15 protein-coding genes are annotated in these 20,262 nt (G+C 63.2%); 12 read left to right on the forward strand and 3 right to left on the reverse strand.

Features of this window, described 5'->3' with window-relative positions:
* Positions 1-69 precede the first annotated feature (69 nt).
* Genes AC1DZY_RS13510 through brxL form a run of 9 tightly spaced genes read left to right on the forward strand, consistent with a single transcriptional unit; the run spans position 70 to position 14,216 of the window.
* The gene (locus AC1DZY_RS13510; protein ID WP_476820633.1) at positions 70-273 is read left to right on the forward strand and encodes a hypothetical protein; all 204 of its coding nucleotides are present in this window, start codon (positions 70-72) and stop codon (positions 271-273) included.
* 3 nt (positions 274-276) lie between these two features.
* Positions 277-846, forward strand: a complete 570-nt coding sequence (locus AC1DZY_RS13515) for a BrxE family protein (RefSeq protein ID WP_476820634.1) — start codon at positions 277-279, stop codon at positions 844-846.
* On the forward strand, positions 843-1,607 hold the full coding sequence (locus AC1DZY_RS13520; RefSeq protein ID WP_476820635.1) for a hypothetical protein: 765 nt from the start codon (positions 843-845) through the stop codon (positions 1,605-1,607). The genes AC1DZY_RS13515 and AC1DZY_RS13520 overlap by 4 nt, the downstream gene beginning before the upstream one ends.
* A complete protein-coding gene (locus tag AC1DZY_RS13525) occupies positions 1,604-2,176 on the forward strand; it encodes a BREX protein BrxB domain-containing protein (RefSeq protein WP_476820636.1) in 573 nt (190 codons plus the stop codon). Before AC1DZY_RS13520 ends, AC1DZY_RS13525 begins: the two co-directional genes overlap by 4 nt.
* 11 nt (positions 2,177-2,187) lie before the next feature.
* On the forward strand, positions 2,188-5,730 hold the full coding sequence (gene brxC, locus AC1DZY_RS13530) for a BREX system P-loop protein BrxC (RefSeq protein ID WP_476820637.1): 3,543 nt from the start codon (positions 2,188-2,190) through the stop codon (positions 5,728-5,730).
* Positions 5,730-7,607, forward strand: a complete 1,878-nt coding sequence (locus tag AC1DZY_RS13535; RefSeq protein WP_476820638.1) for an Eco57I restriction-modification methylase domain-containing protein — start codon at positions 5,730-5,732, stop codon at positions 7,605-7,607. The genes brxC and AC1DZY_RS13535 overlap by 1 nt, the downstream gene beginning before the upstream one ends.
* On the forward strand, positions 7,604-9,634 hold the full coding sequence (locus AC1DZY_RS13540; RefSeq protein WP_476820639.1) for a BREX-1 system adenine-specific DNA-methyltransferase PglX: 2,031 nt from the start codon (positions 7,604-7,606) through the stop codon (positions 9,632-9,634). Before AC1DZY_RS13535 ends, AC1DZY_RS13540 begins: the two co-directional genes overlap by 4 nt.
* An 11-nt stretch (positions 9,635-9,645) precedes the next feature.
* On the forward strand, positions 9,646-12,171 hold the full coding sequence (locus tag AC1DZY_RS13545) for a PglZ domain-containing protein (RefSeq protein WP_476820640.1): 2,526 nt from the start codon (positions 9,646-9,648) through the stop codon (positions 12,169-12,171).
* Between the two features lie 2 nt (positions 12,172-12,173).
* A complete protein-coding gene (gene brxL / locus AC1DZY_RS13550; protein ID WP_476820641.1) occupies positions 12,174-14,216 on the forward strand; it encodes a protease Lon-related BREX system protein BrxL in 2,043 nt (680 codons plus the stop codon).
* Between the two features lie 14 nt (positions 14,217-14,230).
* On the opposite strand, the gene AC1DZY_RS13555 is transcribed toward brxL, so the two are convergent.
* The 3 genes from AC1DZY_RS13555 to AC1DZY_RS13565 are packed head-to-tail and all read right to left on the reverse strand — an operon-like array spanning position 14,231 to position 16,802.
* Complete coding sequence (locus tag AC1DZY_RS13555; protein WP_476820642.1) at positions 14,231-15,256, reverse strand: CBASS cGAMP-activated phospholipase; 1,026 nt, start codon at positions 15,254-15,256, stop codon at positions 14,231-14,233.
* Entirely contained in the window at positions 15,253-15,723 is a 471-nt protein-coding gene (locus AC1DZY_RS13560; RefSeq protein WP_476820643.1) for a type II CBASS E2 protein, read from the reverse strand. The genes AC1DZY_RS13555 and AC1DZY_RS13560 overlap by 4 nt, the downstream gene beginning before the upstream one ends.
* Positions 15,720-16,802, reverse strand: coding sequence for a nucleotidyltransferase domain-containing protein (locus AC1DZY_RS13565; RefSeq protein WP_476820644.1), 1,083 nt, complete (start codon positions 16,800-16,802; stop codon positions 15,720-15,722). The genes AC1DZY_RS13560 and AC1DZY_RS13565 overlap by 4 nt, the downstream gene beginning before the upstream one ends.
* Positions 16,803-17,053: 251 nt before the next feature.
* Between AC1DZY_RS13565 and AC1DZY_RS13570 the strand changes: the two genes are divergently transcribed.
* From AC1DZY_RS13570 to AC1DZY_RS13580, 3 genes are all read left to right on the forward strand, one after another.
* Positions 17,054-17,605, forward strand: coding sequence for a hypothetical protein (locus tag AC1DZY_RS13570; RefSeq protein WP_476820645.1), 552 nt, complete (start codon positions 17,054-17,056; stop codon positions 17,603-17,605).
* A gap of 364 nt (positions 17,606-17,969) precedes the next feature.
* The gene (locus AC1DZY_RS13575; protein ID WP_476820646.1) at positions 17,970-19,892 is read left to right on the forward strand and encodes an AAA family ATPase; all 1,923 of its coding nucleotides are present in this window, start codon (positions 17,970-17,972) and stop codon (positions 19,890-19,892) included.
* A complete protein-coding gene (locus AC1DZY_RS13580; protein ID WP_476820647.1) occupies positions 19,885-20,130 on the forward strand; it encodes a hypothetical protein in 246 nt (81 codons plus the stop codon). The genes AC1DZY_RS13575 and AC1DZY_RS13580 overlap by 8 nt, the downstream gene beginning before the upstream one ends.
* The last annotated feature ends 132 nt before the right edge of the window (positions 20,131-20,262 follow it).

The raw sequence follows: 20,262 nt of genomic DNA on the forward strand, positions 1-20,262 counted from the left end.
GGGAATAGGCCTTTACGAATCCGGAATACCTGAAAGGATGAATCGACCTATCACCCTATCGGATCTTCCATGCCCCGGCCCGACGACAAACCGACGATCCCGGTCGCGCCCGACGAGCGGCGTCAGATCCTGCTGCACCTCGACGGGGGCCTCATCAAGGACCTGAAGAAGGCGGCCGTCGATCTGGAGACATCCGCGTCCGCCATCGCCAACGAGGCCGTCGACGACTGGCTCGCGAAGCGCGGTCTCCGCAAGTTGGACGGGAACACCTGAGCCGTGGATGTGACCTCCGATCAGATCGATGCGGTTTCGCTCTTCAAGACCCGCGTCGTCGTCGCGCGTCATGGGGAGATGGATCGCGCCAAATGGTGGAACACCAACAAGGCGCTGTCCTCGACGGGCACCATGGTCTTCAAGCGCGGTTTCCCTCGTACTCACGCCTTCGCCCAGGCCCGCGCCGTCTTCGCGGTCGCCAAGCACCGCTGCGACGAACACTTCAATCCTCCGAAGTCCGCGACGCTGTGGCGGCTGCCGCAGCCCATCGAGGAGCGCGTGGAAGCGGCTTGGGAAGGTTGGCTCGACAACGCCGCGTCCTGGTCCGAGTTCTTCGACGCCCTGGCCGCGCCGCCCGAACGCGACCTTGCTTCCCTGATGCAGCGGCTCGGGCTGGCCGATGACGGCGACGTCGCGTCGTCGAAGGATCTACGTCGGTCCATCGAGGGCCGTTCCATTCTCTTGCCTGGCACGTTCGGCTCGACCCGCAGGGATCTTGCGCTGCTGGCCTTGGGTTTCGAGAGGGGCGGCGACGCGCTCGTCGTGCCTTACGCGAGGCTTGCCGACCTATGAGGCCGCCGACAGTCTGGTCGCAGCGATTGTTGAGGAAAGGTCCGTTCGCCCCGGAGACGTTTGCGCTGTTCTCGCAGTGGGACTTCGAGGACAGCGTCGACGCTAACCTCGCGCGCGGTCTGGGCGGACAGTTCCGGACGGCCGGCTGGGAAAAGGAGGTCCGCGCGACCATTCGGGCCCGGCTGACCGATATGGCCGCCATCCGGCCGCTGATCCAGCTATCGAAGAGCGGGATGTCGTTCCATGACTGGCGGGATTGCTACCGGCTATGGATCACCGTCACCGAACAGCCCTACGGTTCGTTCGTCATGGACTGGTTGCATGGCGAGCGTGAGCGCGGTCGCTACCAGGTCCGCGCCGAGGAAGTTCGGCCATTCGTCACCGCCCTCTGGAGTGGCGCGAGGAAGGAGCCGATATCCGAATACGGCATCGTCCGTGCCGCCAGGGATCTTCTCAAGACCGCCCACGACCTCGGGCTGCTGACGGGCGCCTCCCCGGCCAAGACGTTGGCTCATCCGCATCTCGGCGACAGCGCGTTCGTGTTCCATCTGCTCCTGATCGCCGAACTCGAAGGCAGCGCGTCCCGGGCGATCGAGAGTCGATACTGGCGCTCGGCGTTCATGGCGCCCTCCGAGGTCCACAGCACCCTTTTGAGGCTCCACCAGTACCGCAAGGTCGACTACCAGGTCGCCGGCAGCCTCATCCAGCTTTCCCTGCCTTACGCCGATAGCCTGGCGTTCGCCGAAGCGGTGGCCGCATGATCGAATTCCAATCTCGCCTGAACCGGCTCCAGCCCATCCTGGAGGACCGCGATCCGCGAAAGCAGATCAGCGCCTATCACGACATGCCCTATGCGATCTTCCGCTATGCGCCCTCGGAGGAGTTCGCCCTGCGCAAGGCCGTCACCTTGTTGGCGACGCGTCTGGAAAACGGCGGCAAGCGCGTCACCCACATCTCCCTGGCTGACTGTCTGAAGGAGGCGTTGGAATTCGAGCGGCCTCTGGAGGATTGGTACCAGGTCGAGAGGGATGTCGGCCTGTCCGAGACAATCCAGACGATCGCCAACGTGCTGGAGGAATATCGCCCGCTCGTCGACATGGTGGCCGCACGTCTGCCGGATACGGCCGATCCGGGCCAGGACGTGGTCTTCATCACCCGCACCGGCGCGCTGTTTCCGGTTTACAGGACCTTCTCCCTGCTTGAGCAGCTGAAGGGCAAGGTCTTCGTCCCGACCGTCCTGTTCTATCCCGGCGACCTCGACGGCGCCGCCGGCCTCCGTTTCATGGGCGTGCTCCAAGCCGAGCACAACTATCGCCCCAAGATCTTTTAACCGGATCGATCATGAGCACCATCGGCACGCTTTTCGCGAACGACATCAATCGGAAGATCGAGGAGGTCATCAAGGTCGACCAGGTCGATGCCGAGATCCTGCGCTCGGAGATCGAGGAATACGTCGTCACCAATGCGATCCAGACGCATTACGTCGACATCCTTGAGCAATACCAGGCCGCGCCCCAGAAGCCGACCGACAGCATCGGCATCTGGATCTCGGGCTTCTTCGGATCGGGTAAGTCGAGCTTTGCCAAGAACCTGGGCCTAGCGATCGGCAACAGGCAGATCGGGGGCGAACATGCCGCCGATCTGTTCTCCAAGCGTGTGACCGACAACCGCCTCAAGGTCGTCCTCAAGACGATCAACGAGAAGATCCCGACGCACTCGGTCATCTTTGACGTCTCGACCGACCGTGGCATCCGGACCGGCAACCAGATGCTGACCGAGATCATGTATCGGCTGTTCCTGGAGAGCCTGGGATACGCCAAGGATCTCGATCTCGCCGAGCTGGAGATAGGGCTGGAGGAGCAGGGCCGCCTCGCCGGCTTCGAGACCGCCTATCGCGAGAAGTACGGGAAGGAATGGTCCAAGGCGAAGGGCATGCTCGCCTTCGCGATAAACGAGGCGAGCGCCGTGCTCCACGTTCTGGAGCCGGCAACCTATCCGGTCCCCGACAGCTGGGCCAAATCCCGAGCCAAGGCCGACATCAACGCGGGCCTGTTCGCCAAGCGCGTCGTGGAACTGATGAACCGGCGCAAGTCGGGCCACTCGATGATCTTCGTCGTCGACGAGGTCGGCCAGTTCGTCGCGCGCGACGTCCAGAAGATGCTCGACCTGCAGGCCATCGTGCAGCAACTCGGTATCCACGGCCGCGGCCGTCACTGGATCGCCGTCACGTCGCAGGAAAAGCTCAGCGAGCTTGTAGGCGGCCTCGACGACCGGCGAATCGAGCTTGCCCGCCTGATGGACCGCTTCCCCTCGCAGGTTCACCTGGAGCCATCGGACATCTCCGAGGTCACCAGCCGGCGTGTGCTCTCCAAGAACGCAAATGCCGAGGCGGTCCTGGGCAAGCTCTTCGACGACCATCGCGGCCGGTTTGCCCAGGCCACCAAGGTCACCGCCGACATCAGCCTGCCCGAGCTCACGCGGCAGCGGTTCGTCGACCTCTATCCCTTGCTGCCCTACCAGATCGACCTGATCATCCAGATCGTGTCGGGCCTGCGCACACAAGGCGGCGCGAGTAAGCACGTCGGCGGCGCCAACCGCACGATCATCAAGCTGGCACAGCAGCTGCTCATCCATCAGTCGATCGACATCGCCAGCCAGCCGATCGGCAACCTGGTGCGCCTGGACCAGGTCTACGACCTCGTAGAGGGCAATATCGCGTCGGACATCCGGGCGAAGATCACGGCCATCCCAGACCGCGTTCCCGGCGTCAGGCTTGCACAGGCCGTCGCCAAGGTGATCTGCCTCCTCCAGTTCGTGAAGAGCGTCCACCGCACCGCCGAAAATATCGCGGCCGCGCTGCACCCATCGATCACCGGCGACGCGGAGCTGGCGGCCGTCAAGGACGCCCTGAAGGCGTTGGAGACGGCGCTGGTCATCCGGATGGGTGATGGCGGCTATCGCATCCCCACGCCCGCCGAGGACGACTGGGAGCAGCGGCGCACCGCCATCGCCGGAAGCCGCTCCAGCGACAACAAGTGGATCGCCGACACGATCGCCGGGTTCTGGGCGCCGGCCCCGACCTACAGCCTGCATGACACGAAGCCGTTCAAGGCGGGCTTGATCGTCGCCGGCAACGAACTCGCCAAGGGCGACATCCCTTTCAATCTGCAGATCGCCGGCGATGCCGACGAATCCGGGAAGATGTCTGCCGAGGCCCGCATTCGCAGCCAGGCCGAGGCCGGCACCGTGTTCTGGGTCGCGACGCTGACGGCGGACATCCGCAGGGAATTGCTGGAAGCCCATCGATCGTCCCAGATGGTGACGAACCACGGGCACGGGCCGACCACCGTGGACGAGAGCAACCTCATCACCGAGGAAAAGGCTCGCCTGAGGCGCCATACGGACCAATTGAAGGCCTATCTCAAGTCCGCATGCCTCTCCGGCGGGATCTTCTTCCGCGGCAATGACCGGAGCCCCGGGTCCGCAGCCGATGTGGCCAAGGCCGCGGTGGAGGTCATGAAGGCCGTCCTCCCAGACGTCTACGACCGTTTCCGCGAGGCCTCGGCCAAGCGCGCTGATCTCCAGAAGGGCCTGGAAGTCCTGCTCGCCGCCGAGAACCTCAACGGGCTTCCCGCGGTGTTCAACGAGCTGAAGCTGATCAAGACCGAGAACGGGCGGACCGTTTTTGAGGCCGATCGCTCGCCGCTATCCGAGATCCTCGGGCAGATCGAGGAAAAGGCGGGTTACGGGGAAAACGCCCTTGGCCGCCTGCTTGAGGAAGCGTTTGGGCGCGCGCCGTTCGGTTGGGATTTTGACGCCGTACGCCTCTTCACGTTGTCGCTGCTCAGGGCCGGCAAGATCGAGGCCCAGCACAAGGGCCAGGGCATCGACGACGCTACGAGCGTGGCAGCGCGCGACGCGTTCAACAACGCATCGCATTTCCGCGCGACCACGTTCCGGCCGAAGAAGGGCGTCGACTTCGGCGAGATCGCGCACGCAGCCGAGAACTACAAGACGACCTTCGGCGAGGAGATCAAGGAACTCTCCGAGACCGTCGTCGCCAAGGCGATCCAAGCCGCGATCACGCGATCGGAGGACAGGGTGCTTGCCGTCCTCGGGCGCCTGCGGGAATCCAGCCTGCCTGGACGCGAGAAGGTCGAGCAGGCTTCGGACCAGATGAAGGCGATCCGGCGCGGCAGCGAGACCAACGCGATCCTGGATTTCAACGCGTCGCACGCCGCCATCCGGGAGGCGATCCAGCATGCGGGCGAGGTCGACAAGGTTCTCGATGACGCTCGGGTGGCCATGCTCGCCAGGGCAAGGGAAAGCCTGCGCGTGCGTTGGCCGCTGCTGGTGGACGAGGCCGATCTCGGCGAAGGCTTGATTGGACAGGGCAACACGCTCCGCGACCTGTTGGAGCGCGAGACCTTCTACCGGGAACTGCACCGCATCGAGCAGATATGCGGCGAGATCGATGTCGAATATCGCCGACGCTACGACAAGGCCCTGGATGGCCGTGTCACGGCCTATGTCGCAGCCCTCGAACGACTCGCGCATCGCGCGGAATGGCCACGGTTGACGCCGGCGCAGCAGGACGAGATCGCGGGCCCCCTTCGCCTTCGTGCCGATCGCACCTTCAACAACCAGACGATCCACCACCTTCGGTCGGAAGCCGACGCTTGCGAGGGAAGGCTGCGTGCCGCCATCAACAAGATGCACCAGCTGCTTGAGGGCGAGCGTCTAGCAACCGTGCATGTCGCCAACTTCTTCCAGGACGGGATCGAGACCGTGGAACAGCTCGACCAGACCCTTGCCGGCATCCGCGAGGAGGTTACCCGCCTCATCGGTGCCGGCAAGAAGGTCGTGGCGACCTGGAGCGTGTGATGGAGAAGGACACACGCAACCTGCTCCAGGGTGCGACGCAGCGCGCAAGGACCCTGCTGACGCAGGACATCTACGAGCAGCTTCAGGGCACCTACGACGTGATGCCCGATGGCGTGATCGCGCCCGAGCCGGGCATCCACCTGACCGAACGCCAGCGCCTGCTTCGCCCCCGGATCGTGGCCGCGATCCAGCACAAGCAAGCGGCGGGGATGAAGCCCGCCGACGCGGTCAAGGACTATGTCCGCGATGCCGCGTTCACGACGTTCAACCGCTACGCCGCCCTCAAGCTTCTGGAGGCCCGCAACCTAGTCCTGGAGTGCGTGACCCGCGGCGACCAGTCCAGCGGCTACCTGGAGTTCACGGGGCTTCTCCCGGGGATCAGGCTGCTGCCTGACGGCGAAGGGTATCGTCTGTATCTGGAATCCGTCTTCGACGAGCTGTCCACCGAGGTGAAGGTCCTGTTCGACCGGCGTGATCCTGCGTCGGCGCTCTGGCCGAAGCGGGCCACTTTCGAGACGCTGCTCGACATCCTGAACGCACCCGAGTTGGCCAGCGTATGGTTCGAGGACGAGACGATCGGTTGGGTCTACCAGTATTTCAATACCACCGACGAACGCCGGAAGATGCGCGACGAGTCCCAGGCGCCGCGCAATAGCCGCGAACTGGCGATCCGGAACCAGTTCTTCACCCCTCGATACGTCGTCGAGTTCCTGGTCGACAACACGCTGGGCCGGCTGTGGTTCAACTGGACAGGGGCCCAGACGAGCCTGCGGGATCGGTGCCAGTACCTTCTGGCCAAGCCGGACGAGAAGCACGAGCCGGCTGGCAGCCTGCGTGATCCGCGCACGATCAAGCTGCTCGATCCCGCATGCGGCTCGATGCACTTCGGGCTCTACGCCTTCGACCTGTTCTACGTGATCTATCGAGAGGCCTGGGACTGGGAGCAGACCCATGGGCCCGGATCGCTCGACAAGGTGACGGGCGGGCACGCCGGTCTGAAGCCGCTTACCGAGACCTATGTCGATCTGGACGCCTTCCTGCGCGACGTGCCGAGGCTGATCATCGAGAACAACATCTACGGCGTCGATATCGACCCGCGTGCGGCACAGATCGCTTCCCTGGCCCTTTGGCTGCGGGCCCAGCGCGCCTGGCATGAGGGGAATGTCAGGGCGCAGGATCGCCCGCGCATACTGCATGGCCACATCGTTGCCGCGGTGCCACCGCCGGCCGAGCTCGACCTTCGAAAGAGCTTCATGGAAGGTCTCGGTGCACTGGATGCCGAGCTGTTCGAGAAGACGCTGTTCCTGCTGAAGGGACTGCCCGAGTTGGGCGTGCTTCTGCGTGTCGAGCAAGAGTTGCCGAAACTGGTCCGGCAAGTTTTCAAGGATCACGGCGCGATGTTCGCAAAGCAGGACATGTCGAACTGGCAGCAGGCAGAAATGCGCTTGGGAGATGCATTGAGGCGTTTTGCCAAGGAGTCGCGCTCGAACTACCAAGGCCGCCTATTTGCCGAGGATGCATTGCAGGGATTGCGAATCATCGATTTGTCCCGCGGAATATTCGACGTTGTTGTTATGAATCCCCCATTTGGCGCGCTGGCCACGGGGACAAAGGATCATCTCATCAAAGCTTATCCCCGAAGTAAGAATGATCTTCTCGCCATCTTCATTGAACGTGGCTTGGAACTGATGAGGCGAGGCGGAAGAATTGGTGCAATTACATCTCGCACTTGTTTCTTTTTGAAAAGCTTCAAAGAATGGCGAGAGGAAATAATAATGGGCATCTCACAGCCGCAGGTCATGGCAGATTTAGGCTACGGAGTTATGGATGATGCCATGGTGGAGGCCGCGGCTTATGTTCTGGAGAAGCGTAGATGATCGATTTTATCCGCTTTCATTCGGACATAAATAAGCAGGATGCCCTAAGGTCAGCTTGTTCTAACTTGCGTAATGGATTGCAGGAGCCGCGCCATTTTGCAGTGTCCGACCAAGCTTTTGATCCAATACCGGGCAAGCCGTTCGCTTATTGGGTCTCGAAAGCAATCCGTGAAACCTTCACTCGAATGCCGCCATTTGAATCAGACGGTCGCAAAGTTCGAGTTGGGCTCCAAACTTCCGATGATTTCCGTTTTGTCCGTGCTTGGTGGGAGCCTAAATCAGAGCTTCCTGCCCTGCCGCGCTGGTTTCCCTTTGCCAAGGGGGGCGGCCACTCACCATACTATTGCGATTTAAGTCTAGTAGTAAATTGGTCCGACGACGGTCTTGAAATGAAGGCTTGGGCCGACCCTCTGTATGGTAATTCCGGCTGGTCTCGAATAATAAAAAGCACTGATTTATATTTCAAGCCTGGGATAACATGGCCTTTGCGCGCTAAGCGATTTTCGCCTCAGTCATTGCCCAAAGGAAGCATATTTTCAGTCAGAGGATATTCTGCCTTTCCACTTGCAGGCGAAAAAACGCACACGCTCGCTATTTTCAATAGCGCAGCTTTTGATTACATTTTCAAGACTGCATTAGGGCGCTTCGGCTATCCGGAATTTATAGTTGGAATTTTGCAGGCAATGCCTCGCGCAGAGCCCTCCAAAATGCAAGCTGATACTCTGCGAGCGTTAGCCCGCAAAGCATGGTCTCTTAAGCGTGATCTCGACACAACAGAAGAAACGTCACACGCATTCATCCTCCCGATGTTACTACGTAGTCGGTTAGGAGGATACGATCCAAATTTAATAGAGAAAAATCTTGCTCAAGTCCAATCCAATGTTGATGCCATATCTTTTGAACTTTACGGCTTTAGTGATGCTGACCGAGCAGATGCGCTTCGCGAAGTAGGCACTATAAGCGAGTCGACGGATGGAAAAGAAGACATTCTCGATAGCGATACCGATGATGATGACACTGATGCTCCCGTCGATCAGACCGATGGTCTGCTCAGTTGGACTGTTGGCGTAGCATTCGGTCGCTTTGACTGGCGTCTTGCAGGGGGAGAGCGCTCCCCGCCACCGGAGCCGGAGCCATTTGATGAGCTACCTGAAAGATGCCCTGGTATGCTTCCGGAGGGGGCCGAGCGGTTTTACAAACATGTGGGATTTCTAGTCGATGATCCAGGCCACCCACATGACTTAGCCAAGCTGGTCGAGGACGTGCTAGTGCGCGTCGATGTATCCGTTTCTTCAGACGTGCGTGCATGGCTTCAGCGCGATTTTTTTGATTTCCACTTGAAGAGGTATTCAAAAAGCAAGCGTAAGGCACCTATCTACTGGCAGATTGCAACCGCTTCGGGGCGCTATAACATCTGGCTGTATGCGCCTAGCGCTAATGCAGAAACCTTTTTTCGTCTCCAGCAGGATGTCTTAGAGCCCAAAATCGCGAACGAAGAGCGTGCGCTATCCGAGCTTTCTCAGGGCGGCCGTGAGCTTTCCAGCCGGGATCGTCTTGAGATCGAGAACCAAGAGAAGCTGGTCGAAGAGCTCAAACAGCTGGCCGACGAGGTGAAACGGGTCGCTCCACTGTGGAATCCCATTCTCGATGACGGCACGGTCCTGGTGATGGCGCCACTGTGGAGAATGGTAGGACACCATAAGCAGTGGCAGAAGGAGTTGCGGACCAGGTGGGAAGAGCTTCAATCGGGGAAGTGTGACTGGTCTCATCAAGCGATGCACCTTTGGCCGGAGCGTGTCGTGCACAAGTGCGCCGAGGACAGGAGCCTCGCGATCGCGCACGACCTGGAAGACGTGTTCTGGTTCGAAGCCGAATCCGGTAAATGGGCAAAGCGTGATGTGCCAACGCGTCCGGTCAACGAGATCGTCCGCGAGCGCACCAGCGATGCCGTGAAGGCCGCCCTGAAGGAGCTGCTCGAAGCTCCCGAGCCGGCTGCTACGGGAAGCCGCTCGCGGCGCAGGGCCTGATCGGAAAAACCGTGCATCCTCTTCATGACTTCATCGCGACCCAGATCGCCCAGCACCTCAAGAGCAACACGGTGGTCGTGCTCTACGATCGCAATGGCGATCTGAAACCGTTCTTCGGCGAAACCGGTGCGGACCCCGGCGTTGGCGGCCGGCTCGACAAGGTCCGCTTCGGCGAGGTGCCGGCCAACTTCACCGCCTTCGCGGGATCGTTCCTGGAGACGAGGCTGGCCATCGAGGACGTGACCGGCGGTGACGATCCCGAGCGGACCCTCGTCTACGTCCCAGGCACGGTTTGGGACGAGCAGGGATCGTTGTTGATGGAGGTCGAAAAGGCCGGCTACGTCTATCGGCCCGTGCTGAAGCAGATGGCTCGGATCGTGCTGAAGCAGCGCTTCAACGACGTCCAGATCGACGAGATCCTCAAGTCCGACGCCGTCGGCTACGACGACCTGGCCAAGGTCGCATCGGCCAGCGCCGATGGGGAGAACGCCTCCATCCTTCGCGGGATCTTCGACAATACCTCCGACGCGATCGCCATCATCGTGCGATGGCTGCGCGGCGATCAGGCCGATCAGGCCATCCAGGATAAGGGCGCCCTGCCCGAGCTCCGCAAGCTTCTCGCCGTGCGTCTCGGGCTGACCCTACCCGACGATGCCGGCCTGCCCAGGTTAAGGTCGGTCGCGCAGCGGCACGTGCTGGGCAGCGAGTTCCTGCTCGATACCAAGTCGGCCGCCATCACCTTGCCGGGCGTATCCGCGCCCACCGCGCGCGATCAGATCGAGGCCGTGCGCGYCGTCGCCGAGAGGCTCAGGCGGGACGACGCTGATGCCTACGAGGACATCGCGAACCTCGTCCAGGGAGCGCTCGGGATCGATGACCTTGGAATCGAGGGTGATGCTTTCGGCTCCATCGACACGTTCAAGATCGAGGAGTTCCTGGTCGTCGGTCATTGCTTCAGGCTCATCGCGGCCCGTCGCTTCGCCGATGCGCGCGGCATCATCGAGGAGCGCCAGGGCAGCTTCTGGATCGAGCGCTCGCAGGAGCGCAGCGCCGTCTGGCAGGCATGCCGCCTGATGACCGACCTGGGGCTGGTCGCGGGCGAGGTGCAGAGCACGATCGCGAAGGCGAACGGCACGGTGAAGATCTGGGTGGATCGCTATACCGACGCCAACGGCTGGCACCGACTGGACAGGGCGCAGCGCGAACTCGAAACGGTCGTTCAGAGCTGCGAGGAGCATGTCGACGAACAGGCGTTGGGGATCGTTCGGCAGGTCTACGAGGAGACCGCGGCGCGTATGGCGGAGGGCTTCGTGAAAGCCTTGGCGAAGGCCGATTGGATCGTGCCGGGCGCCACCCCCCAAAGCCGGGTCTATGCGGAATCCATCGCCGGCAGTGCCAAGCCGGTCGCCTACATCCTCGTCGACGCGATGCGCTACGAGATGGGCGTCGAGCTGTCCGCTCGTATCGCGAAGGTCGCGACCGAGCAGAAGCTACGCTACGCCGTGGCCAGCCTGCCGAGCATCACACCGGTCTGCATGGCGGCGCTTCAGCCGGGCGCGGCGGCATCCTTCTCCGTCGTCGAGCGGAATGGGAAGCTGGGCGCCGAGGTGGACGGCACCTTCCTGCCGGACCTGAAGGCCCGCCAGCTATTTGCAAAAGGCCGACTGCCCGGCTCCATCGATCTCACGCTGGATACTGTACTTCAGGGCAACACAAAGGCGCTGGCGACCAAGATCGCCGGCGCCTCGGTGATCTTGGTTCGCTCGCAGGAAATAGACGAGGCTGGCGAAGGTGGAAACTCGTACGCTCGCCGGATGATGGCCGGCGTCATCGAGGATCTGGCGCGGTGCCTGACCAAGCTTGCAAGCGCCGGCGTCGAGCATGCCGTCATCGTGGCCGACCACGGTCACCTCTTCTTTGCTCATGACCGCGACGAGAGCATGCGCATCGACGCCCCCGGCGGCGCCCAGGTCGACCTTCATCGGCGCTGCTGGGTAGGACACGGCGGCGCCACGCCGCCTGGGACCGTCCGCATTCCCGCTTCGAAGCTCGGTTATCAGTCGGATCTCGACTTCGTGCTGCCAGTCGGCACTGGGGTCTTCAGGGCCGGAGGCGACCTTGCCTATCACCATGGCGGCGCCAGCTTGCAGGAGCTGATTGTCCCCGTCCTGACCGTGCGGTTGAAGGCTGACAAGTCGATCAACAATGCCAAGAACCAAGTCGAGGTGGAGCATGATGGCGCGATCACCAACCGCATCTTCACGGTCAGGGTCTCGTTGGGAAAAACGCTGTTCTCGGTGGAGCGGCCAATCCGCGTCGTAGCCATCCATGCGGGTCGCCAAGTCGCAACCATCGGCATGGCGGACATGCCGAAGGCCGCCGATGGCACGATCCGCCTGGAGCCTCGCAAGACGCTGTCGGTCGGCTTCCTGCTGACTGACGAGGAAGCTAAGACGCTGAACGTGCAGGTGCTCGACGGCGAGACCGATGCGGTCCTCTACCAGTCCAAGGACCTCCCGGTCCGGCTCGGAGTTTGAGCATGAACGCGTTTGCCCCCCCGGTTCGCGACGAACTCGACAATAAGGCCAACCGGCTCTTCGCCGGCAAGGTCGTGCGCAAGGATCTCGTCCGCAAGGTCAAGGTCGGCGCGAACGTGCCGGTGTTCGTGCTGGAGTTCCTCCTTGGGAAATACTGCGCCTCGTCCGACGAGATGGCCATCCAGATGGGCTTGCAGGTCGTGAACGACACACTGGCCAACAACTACATCCGCGACGACGAGGCCCAGAAGGCGCAAAGCCGCGTCAAGGAGAACGGCCGGCACTCCTTCATCGACAAGGTCAAGGTGCGGCTCGTCGACTCGGATTACTGGGCCGAGGCGTCCAAGTTCGGGCACAAGTTCATCCACGTCCCCTCCGACTATGTCCGCAGCTACGAGCGGCTCCTTACCGGCGGCATCTGGGCTCAGCTTGATCTCAAGTATCGCTACGACGAGGAGGGCAAGGGCAAGAACCCCTTCTGGATCGAGAAGCTGACCCCCATCCAGATCGCCGCCTTCGACCTGGAGGAGTATCGGTCGGTGCGCGCCGAGTTCACGACCGAGGAGTGGATCGACCTCGTCCTGCGTAGCATGGGCTACGAGCCGGGCTCGATGAGCCGCCGGCTGAAGATGCTCTTCCTCGTTCGCCTGATCCCCTTGGCGGAGCGCAACTACAACATGGTCGAACTCGGTCCTCGCGGAACGGGCAAGAGCTACGTCATCCAGGAGTTCTCCCCCTACTCGTCGCTGCTGACCGGCCCGACGACCGTGGCCAACCTGTTCGGCCATATGGGCGGCCGTCAGAAGGGCATGGTCCAGATCTGGGATGTCGTCGGCTTCGACGAGGTCGCGGACCTGGAGAAGATGCCGAAGGAGGTCATCACCACGATGAAGACCTTCTGCGAATCCGGCACCTTCCAGCGCGGCCAGGAGGCGGCGAGCGGCGACGCCAGCATCGCAATGTTCGGCAACACCAACCAGCCCGTCGAGGTGATGGTTCAATCGGGACATCTCTTCGAACCGATGCCGGCCGTGATCCGCGACGACATGGCCTTCATCGATCGGCTGCACTTCTACCTCCCCGGCTGGGAGATCCCCAAGATGCGGGTCGACCTTTTCACCGACCACTACGGCTTCGTGGTCGACTACCTGGCCGAGGCGCTTCGCGATCTCCGGAAGCACAACTTCACCGAGGTCGCGGAACGTCACTTCTCCTACGGCAACCATCTGAACGCTCGCGACCGCAAGGCGGTGAACAAGACCGTCTCGGGGCTCATGAAGATCATCCATCCGCATGGCGCCGCGACGAAGGAGGAGATCGCCGAGCTGCTCGACTTCGCGATGGAAGGGCGCCGTCGCGTGAAGGAGCAGCTCAAGAAGATGGGTTCCTTCGAGTATTACCAGGTCTCGTTCAGCCACACCGACCGCGAGAGCGGGGAGGAGCGCTTCGTTGGCGTCCCCGAACAGGGTGGCCGCAACATGTTCTCTTCCGATCCGCTGGCACCAGGCAGCGTCTACAGCGCCGGAGTGGCTGCTGACGGCACGGTCGGGATGTATCGCATCGAGGTCTCGACCTCTGTCGGCAACGCCCGGCTTCGGCTTGCCGGCGGTGTCTCCGGCTCCATGAAGGAATCCGTCAACCGCGCCTTCAGCTACCTGATGACCAAGAAGGGCGAGTTCGGCCTGGCTCGCGAGGTCGACGGGGCCGACTTCCATGTCGAGGTCATCGACCTGATCGGCAACCGCGTTGATGCCGAACTCGGCGTCGCCTTCTTCGTCGCCTGCATCTCGGCCCTCAAGAAGGTGCCAGTGACCGCTGCGATGCTGATCATGGGCGACCTCAGCCTGCAGGGGAACATCAAGGGCGTCAGGTCGCTCGTAGAGCCCCTACAGGTCGCCATGGACAACGGCGGCAAGCGTGCGCTGATCCCGATCGAGAACAAGCGCAGCTTCCTGGAGGTGACCGGCGATGTCGCCGAGCATGTCGATCCCGTGTTCTATGGGGACCCCAAGGCGGCGGCGTTCAAGGCGCTAGGCCTTAACTGAGACGACCCGCCCGATCACATCGGGACGGGTCGGAATTCATCGGCCTCGCTCGCGAAGAACGTCCGGGCGATTTCCCGGCCGGCGCCCTCGACCAGCGAGCGGGCCATCGCCGGCAACTCTTCACGTGCACGCTTGTGGTCGTCTAGAGCGATCGGGGTCGGGCTCTCGGGAGCGTCGATCCTCATGACCTTGTCCTTGCCGACGAGCAGGTAGGCCTGGCCCAGGGCGTTCTGGGACTGGGCCCGCATGGCGGCGCTGATCACGCCCCGCCATTGGAACATGCCGCCCTTCGCCATGCGCTCGTCGACCTTGAACGCGGTCTCTCCGCATCCAAGGCTGAGGATCTCGATCTGGGCGCGGTCGAGGTCGTAGCAGGCCAGCGCGTCGACCAGCGCGTTCATGACCGGGTTGTTGGCCCAGAGCCCGCCGTCGACCATGACGTAGCCGTTGTTCGGAAGGGCCTCGAAGTAGGTCGGCGCGGCAGCCGTCGACAACCCCACCTTGACCATTCGCTCGACGCGGTCGCGCTTGTAGTCCGGATGGTGCGGGGTCTTGAATATCCAGGGCTCGCCATGCCTGCCTTCGAAGGCCGGGATGCAGAGCCGGGTCTTGGCATCTCCCAGGGGGGCGTCTCCGAAGATCCGCAACAGCTCGTCTTCGAGCGGCTTGCGGTTGTAGATGTATCGATGGCCCCGGCGCAGGAGCCGGACAAGGCGCCCGATCCGGGTCGGCGGCGGGAAGATGTTGTCGCCGCGCTCGACGTAGACGTCGCGAATCTCGGCAGCGGTTCGGCCATGCGCCAGGCCTAGCGCGATGATGCCGCCGGTGGAGGTACCGGCGATCATGTCGAAGTGGCGCGCGATCGACTTGCCGCCGAGGAAGCGCATTTCGAGCTCGGCGAGGACCGAGGCGGGAAGGATGCCGCAGATGCCGCCGCCGTCGATCGACAGGATGCGAAATGGCTTGTCCGCTGGCCAAGGCTGACGGACCCGGCGTGTCTGGATGGTGCCATCCGAGCGGCGCGGAGGAACGTAGGTCATGGGGTCGCTCCCTCGTCAGAGGACGGGACGGGATGGCGGCCACCACCGGTCCATTCCCCGGTGACGCGCCAGCCTTCGTAGCAAGTCAGCCAGTCGATGGTCCAAGGCACCGTGGTGTCCGCGAGCAGGTCGGCCGGCGACCACTCGCCCGCCTCCGGATCGAAGAGGCAGAGAAACGGCTCGCCGTCATCCCTCCAGTAGACGTGCGGCAGCTTCCCCTCGTCGCTGCGCGCCCTGCGCTTCAGGCGCGGCGATAGCACCTCGACGTCGGGCTGCATCCTCATCGGATCGATGCGCTCGATGACGAGCGGCGCGCGATAGAGGATCTCCACCTCATATGTCTTCATCAGCGGCCGTAGCGGGCCACGCCAGACGGCAGCACGGTCACCGATACGACGGGCGCGGAGTCCTGGCCATCTCGCGGCCATCGCCGCGATCTGCTCGTCGATGGAAGGAAGCCCGATCATCGACGGCGCCCTCCCATGAACGTGTGCGGCCTCGCCAGGGCGGGCGTCGCGATCGCCGATGCAGCGCCGACGCCGACCAGCTTCGGCGCGCTGGGAACGTAGACGCCTCCCTTGGGGGTATAGGACTGCGACGCGTCCTTGACGGCGCGTCCAAGGCGCCGGTTGAGCTGCTTCATCGAACGCTCGACGACACGCTTTCCGAAGCGGGCCTGGAGCCACTCGGCCAGGTCCTCCTGCGAGATGTCGGCCGTCTGGAGCCAGGCCAGTTCGTCCGCGAGCTTGGTCAGCTTGCCGGCGAAGTCCTGCTGTTGGCCGAGGTTCTCCGGCCAGCGGTCGGTGAAGCATTCGGTCGGCAGCACGGGGTTGGTCACGGCGATCCGCACGCCGTTGGCGCCTGCGCGCTGGAGCTCTGACGCAACCATGCGCGCCTGGCGGATCACCATGTCCGACAGGGTGCTCGCACCGCCCGCCGCATGACCAGCGAAACACGACAGCATGACGGACGGCGGGATGCGTCCCGTCGCGTCGGCGTAGGCAACGTTGCGGTAGCGCTTGAGGAGCTGCAGCGCGACGGTCGCCATGTTCTTGACGATGAGCGGCGTCTGGTCCGGCACCTCGTCGAATTCGGCGTCGGCGCGAACCGTCAGCCCATAGGCATCATTGAAGCGCCGGTTGAACTCCTCGGCGAACTTGCGTTCAAGCGGCGTCCGGGCGCGATACCACTCGGCGAAGCCATAGGCGTTCATGCGCACATGGTAGTGCTCGGAAGCGGGCTTGTCGGGATTGGCGTGGAAGATGTGGCTTTCCCGATCCAGCGTCGAGGCGAGCCGGACGGACGGCGTGACGTCCAGATGCATTCCGTCTGCGTAGCGGATCGTCACGCACCGTGTCTGCCGCTCGACCCCTTTGCTGACCGGGTAGTCCTTCAGTGCCTCGAAGAGCAGGTCGAGCACCGCATCCGGGTCGGCCCACGGATCAATGTCGAGTTCGGCAAGGATATCGAGATCGTATTCCTCCTCGGTGCCTCGCATGGAGATCGTCGCGTCGATCGCCATTGAGCCCTGCGGATAGAACCGCACGATGCGCCCACGAAGGTGGCTGCCCTCACGTTCGGCGTAGCGGCGAGCCTGCTAGCTTCCCACCTGTCTGCATTGTAACGTCTGACCCATGACGACGACCCGCGCCCTTGCTCGGTTGCCCGGCGCCCGCAAGCTTCCTTGCTGCGGCGAGCGCCCGCGCGCGGTCATGACGGCGAACCGAATAGCGGCCTGACGCGGGCGCCGGGCGCCCCCTTCGCCATCATCGTCATCTCGATCGCGAGGCCCTGGCCGTGGGCGATCCATCACTCATAAGGAGGGCGCCCATGTCGCGCCGCAATACCGCTGCCAATTGGCAGGCCGCTCTCTATGCCCGGCATGCCGACTGGATCGAAGGGCCATACATGTCGGTCGGCGACGGTTGGTCCGATGTCGTCAGCCGGCTGTTCGATCGGATCTCCGCTGCCGTTGCCAGCGAACCATCTGGCACCAGGGTTTCGATCCTCGACATCAAGGAGAAGTATGGAAGCCTTGCCGTCAGCATCCTGGCGCCGGTCGAGGCCGAGACGGACGCCGCGATCGACCACGCGATCCTGCTGGCCGAGATGAGGTCCGAATGCAGCTGCGACGAATGCGGCGAGGAAGGGAAGCTGAGGTCGACGCTTGGTGTCTCGGGCTGGCTCGCGGTCAAGTGCCGCGACCATGCCGAGGGCTATCCTGTGCTTGTCGCCAAGGGCCCGCCTCGTAGGTTGATGACCGACCGCAACGGCACTTTCGACATCGTCTACGACCGCCGCACCGACACGGTCTCCAAGAAGCCAGTCGCAGACGAAGATTCCTGTTAACCATGTTGCCGTTTCTGTCAGCAGTTGCCAAATCGGCTCTTGACCGTGACGGCAAGAGTTCACTATTTGTTCCGTCATGATTAAGGACCTGGCAACGATATCGGGCGACCTCGCGCTGAAAGCGTGGATGCCCCACCATGCCCTCCTCGCCGGCTGACATCGCTGGCATCCGGGTGGCGACCTTCACTGTCGAGACCTCCCCATGACCTTCCAGACCATAACGACCGCCGCGCCGAAACGCCCGCCATCCGCGGGCAGCGTCGATGCGCGGCCTGCGAGGACCCAAATGCCCTTCATCCAACCCATTCCCTGGAGGACGCCCGCCCGCTAGCGCGGGGCGACGGCCTCCCTATGCGAGGCCGCCATGATCAGCCACGAAGACATCGACATCGAGTTCGAGCCACCTGACGAACCGCTATTCCAGCCAGCGCACGAGTCCATCCCTGACGCGGCGCTCTACGGCTCCATTCCTGACGACACCCTCCGGCGCATCCAGAACGCAACGTCTTTCGCGCTCATCGTGACCGTGCCGTCCGAGGCGTGGGTCGACCCCATTGCAGGTGTCGTCCGCGGCTTGCGCGATTGGGACGAAGTCATCGAAGCGGAGAGCGGCGCACGCAAGCGGCCAGCCAGCGGCTCGATCTCCCGCAAGCTTGGAGATGGCGCCGCGATCGCCGGCATCGCCGTCGCGCCGGACCGTCAGCTTCCCACAGCCCTTGTCTCTGCCGCCGATGCGCGCATCGTCATCGCTTCGCCCACCAACGCGGTGATCCGGCACGCGATCGCCGAGGCCACCGGCAATATCCCCGCCGAGATGCCGGATATGATCGCCGCTGGGCTCGACTATCACGACCTCATTGCGGCGATCCGCGTTGGCTCCACTCCGGAAGAATGCGTTTCGCGGCTGATCTCGGCCTCGCGTTCGATGGCGGTGACCGACCATGGTCTCGCTGACGTCCCGATGCTTGAGACCATGCATGGTTACGGGCCGGCGCACGACTGGGCCATGCGGCTCCTCCGGGACCTTGAAGCATGGCGCCGGGGCGAGCTGCGCTTCGACCAGATTGACCGGCACTGCGTACTTTCGAGCGCGCCCGGTCTGGGCAAGACCACCTTCGTCAGGGCCCTAGCAAAGAGCGCTCGCCTGCCCCTTTTCTCAACTTCGGTCGCGGCGTGGTTCAACGGCACCGGTGACGGAAACTTGGCGACAGTCATGCGGGAGGCCGAGCGGGTTTTCGCCCAAGCGGCCTCAAATGCGCCAGCGGCAATTCTGATCGACGAAATTGAGGCCCTCCCGTCGCGCGATACGGTTGGGGAGCGGAACCGGGATTACTGGACGCCACTCATCACGCAGATCCTGCTTCTTCTCGACAGCGCGACGTCCGGCCCGGCCAGCCAGCTCATCGTGATCGGCGCGACAAATCACGGCAGTCGTCTGGACCCAGCGCTGATCCGCCCTGGCCGGCTGAACCGGGTCATCGAGATTTTGCCCCCGGACCCGCCGGCGCTGGCTGGCATCATGCGCCAGCATCTGGCCAGTGACCTGCCCGGCGCTGACCTGACGCCGCTGGCCGAGCTCGCTCGCGGCTCGTCGGGCGCCCAAGTTATGGGTTGGGTAAGAGACGCTCGGTCGACCGCGCGCCAAGCGGGCCGCGATCTCCATATCGACGATCTGCTGCATGCGATCGCGCCACCCGACGACCGGCCCGAAGCAGACCGGCGCCGGTTCGCCGTGCACGAATCCGGCCACGCGGTCCTGTCGCACCGCCTCAAGGCCGGCGCGGTCCATTCCGTTTCGATCGTGCACCGCGGTGACGCCGCCGGCCATACCGCGACGACGCGCTGGCTGGGCCAGTCGCCGACGCGCGCCGCGATCGAGACCGATGTCGTCTGCTCGCTCGCAGGTCGGGCCGCGGAAATTGAGATCATCGGCAATGCTTCGACGGGCGCGGGTGGCGCGCGTGACAGCGATCTTGGCGTCGCTACGCAGATGATCGCGGCGCTCCATACAAGCTACGGTCTTGGGGCGTCGTTGGTGCATATGGGGGAGCCGGACCGCGCCGTCGACGAACTGCGTTTCAATAATGCGCTGCGCGAGACGGTGTCTAAGGATGTCGGTCGGCTCCACGAGAAGGCGCGGCGCCTTGTTCGCGAAGACCGCGCGGCGATCGAGGCGGTGGCCGAAGAGCTGATGCGGCGCCGTCACCTGGACGCAGTGTCCTTCCTTGCGGTGGTCGCCGCCAGCGATGCCGTCAAGCCCACGGGGGAGGTGCCCCGCAATGGATAATCTGCTGGTGATGCTCGTCGCCCGATTGATCTCAATCCACGCGGAATTCGGTCCGTCCGCATACACGCGGGCGATCTACGCGGCGTATCACGCGCTCGGGCGGATCGCCCTTGACGAAGCCGAGAGCTCCGCTGGCGTCATCCGGATGGCGCCATCGCCGGCTACAGTCGTGCCGTTCCCGCTGTCCGAACGGCGCGGCAGGAGCCCTCGCGAATCCACCGAAGGGGGTGCGTCATGACCCCTTTCGGCCACCGCAAGCCTGAAACGCAGGGATTCGTTAACCATGTTTCATGGTGCCTGGACCGCGATCCGACGCCGTCCGACACGGGCTTGAAGGATTGGAGCGGTAATCCTTTAGCCCCTCCTAAGC

The sequence above is a fragment of the Allobosea sp. P2_A10 genome, assembly GCF_056405115.1.

What these genes read in the sequence shown, in the direction of transcription:
- AC1DZY_RS13560 (WP_476820643.1), bottom strand. Translation starts at nt 15,723, where the DNA reads ATGATCGGGCTTCCTTCCATCGACGAGCAGATCGCGGCGATGGCCGCG.
- AC1DZY_RS13510 (WP_476820633.1), top strand. Translation starts at nt 70, where the DNA reads ATGCCCCGGCCCGACGACAAACCGACGATCCCGGTCGCGCCCGACGAG.
- brxL (WP_476820641.1), top strand. Translation starts at nt 12,174, where the DNA reads ATGAACGCGTTTGCCCCCCCGGTTCGCGACGAACTCGACAATAAGGCC.
- AC1DZY_RS13555 (WP_476820642.1), bottom strand. Translation starts at nt 15,256, where the DNA reads ATGACCTACGTTCCTCCGCGCCGCTCGGATGGCACCATCCAGACACGC.
- AC1DZY_RS13535 (WP_476820638.1), top strand. Translation starts at nt 5,730, where the DNA reads ATGGAGAAGGACACACGCAACCTGCTCCAGGGTGCGACGCAGCGCGCA.
- AC1DZY_RS13580 (WP_476820647.1), top strand. Translation starts at nt 19,885, where the DNA reads ATGGATAATCTGCTGGTGATGCTCGTCGCCCGATTGATCTCAATCCAC.
- brxC (WP_476820637.1), top strand. Translation starts at nt 2,188, where the DNA reads ATGAGCACCATCGGCACGCTTTTCGCGAACGACATCAATCGGAAGATC.
- AC1DZY_RS13575 (WP_476820646.1), top strand. Translation starts at nt 17,970, where the DNA reads ATGATCAGCCACGAAGACATCGACATCGAGTTCGAGCCACCTGACGAA.
- AC1DZY_RS13520 (WP_476820635.1), top strand. Translation starts at nt 843, where the DNA reads ATGAGGCCGCCGACAGTCTGGTCGCAGCGATTGTTGAGGAAAGGTCCG.
- AC1DZY_RS13540 (WP_476820639.1), top strand. Translation starts at nt 7,604, where the DNA reads ATGATCGATTTTATCCGCTTTCATTCGGACATAAATAAGCAGGATGCC.
- AC1DZY_RS13525 (WP_476820636.1), top strand. Translation starts at nt 1,604, where the DNA reads ATGATCGAATTCCAATCTCGCCTGAACCGGCTCCAGCCCATCCTGGAG.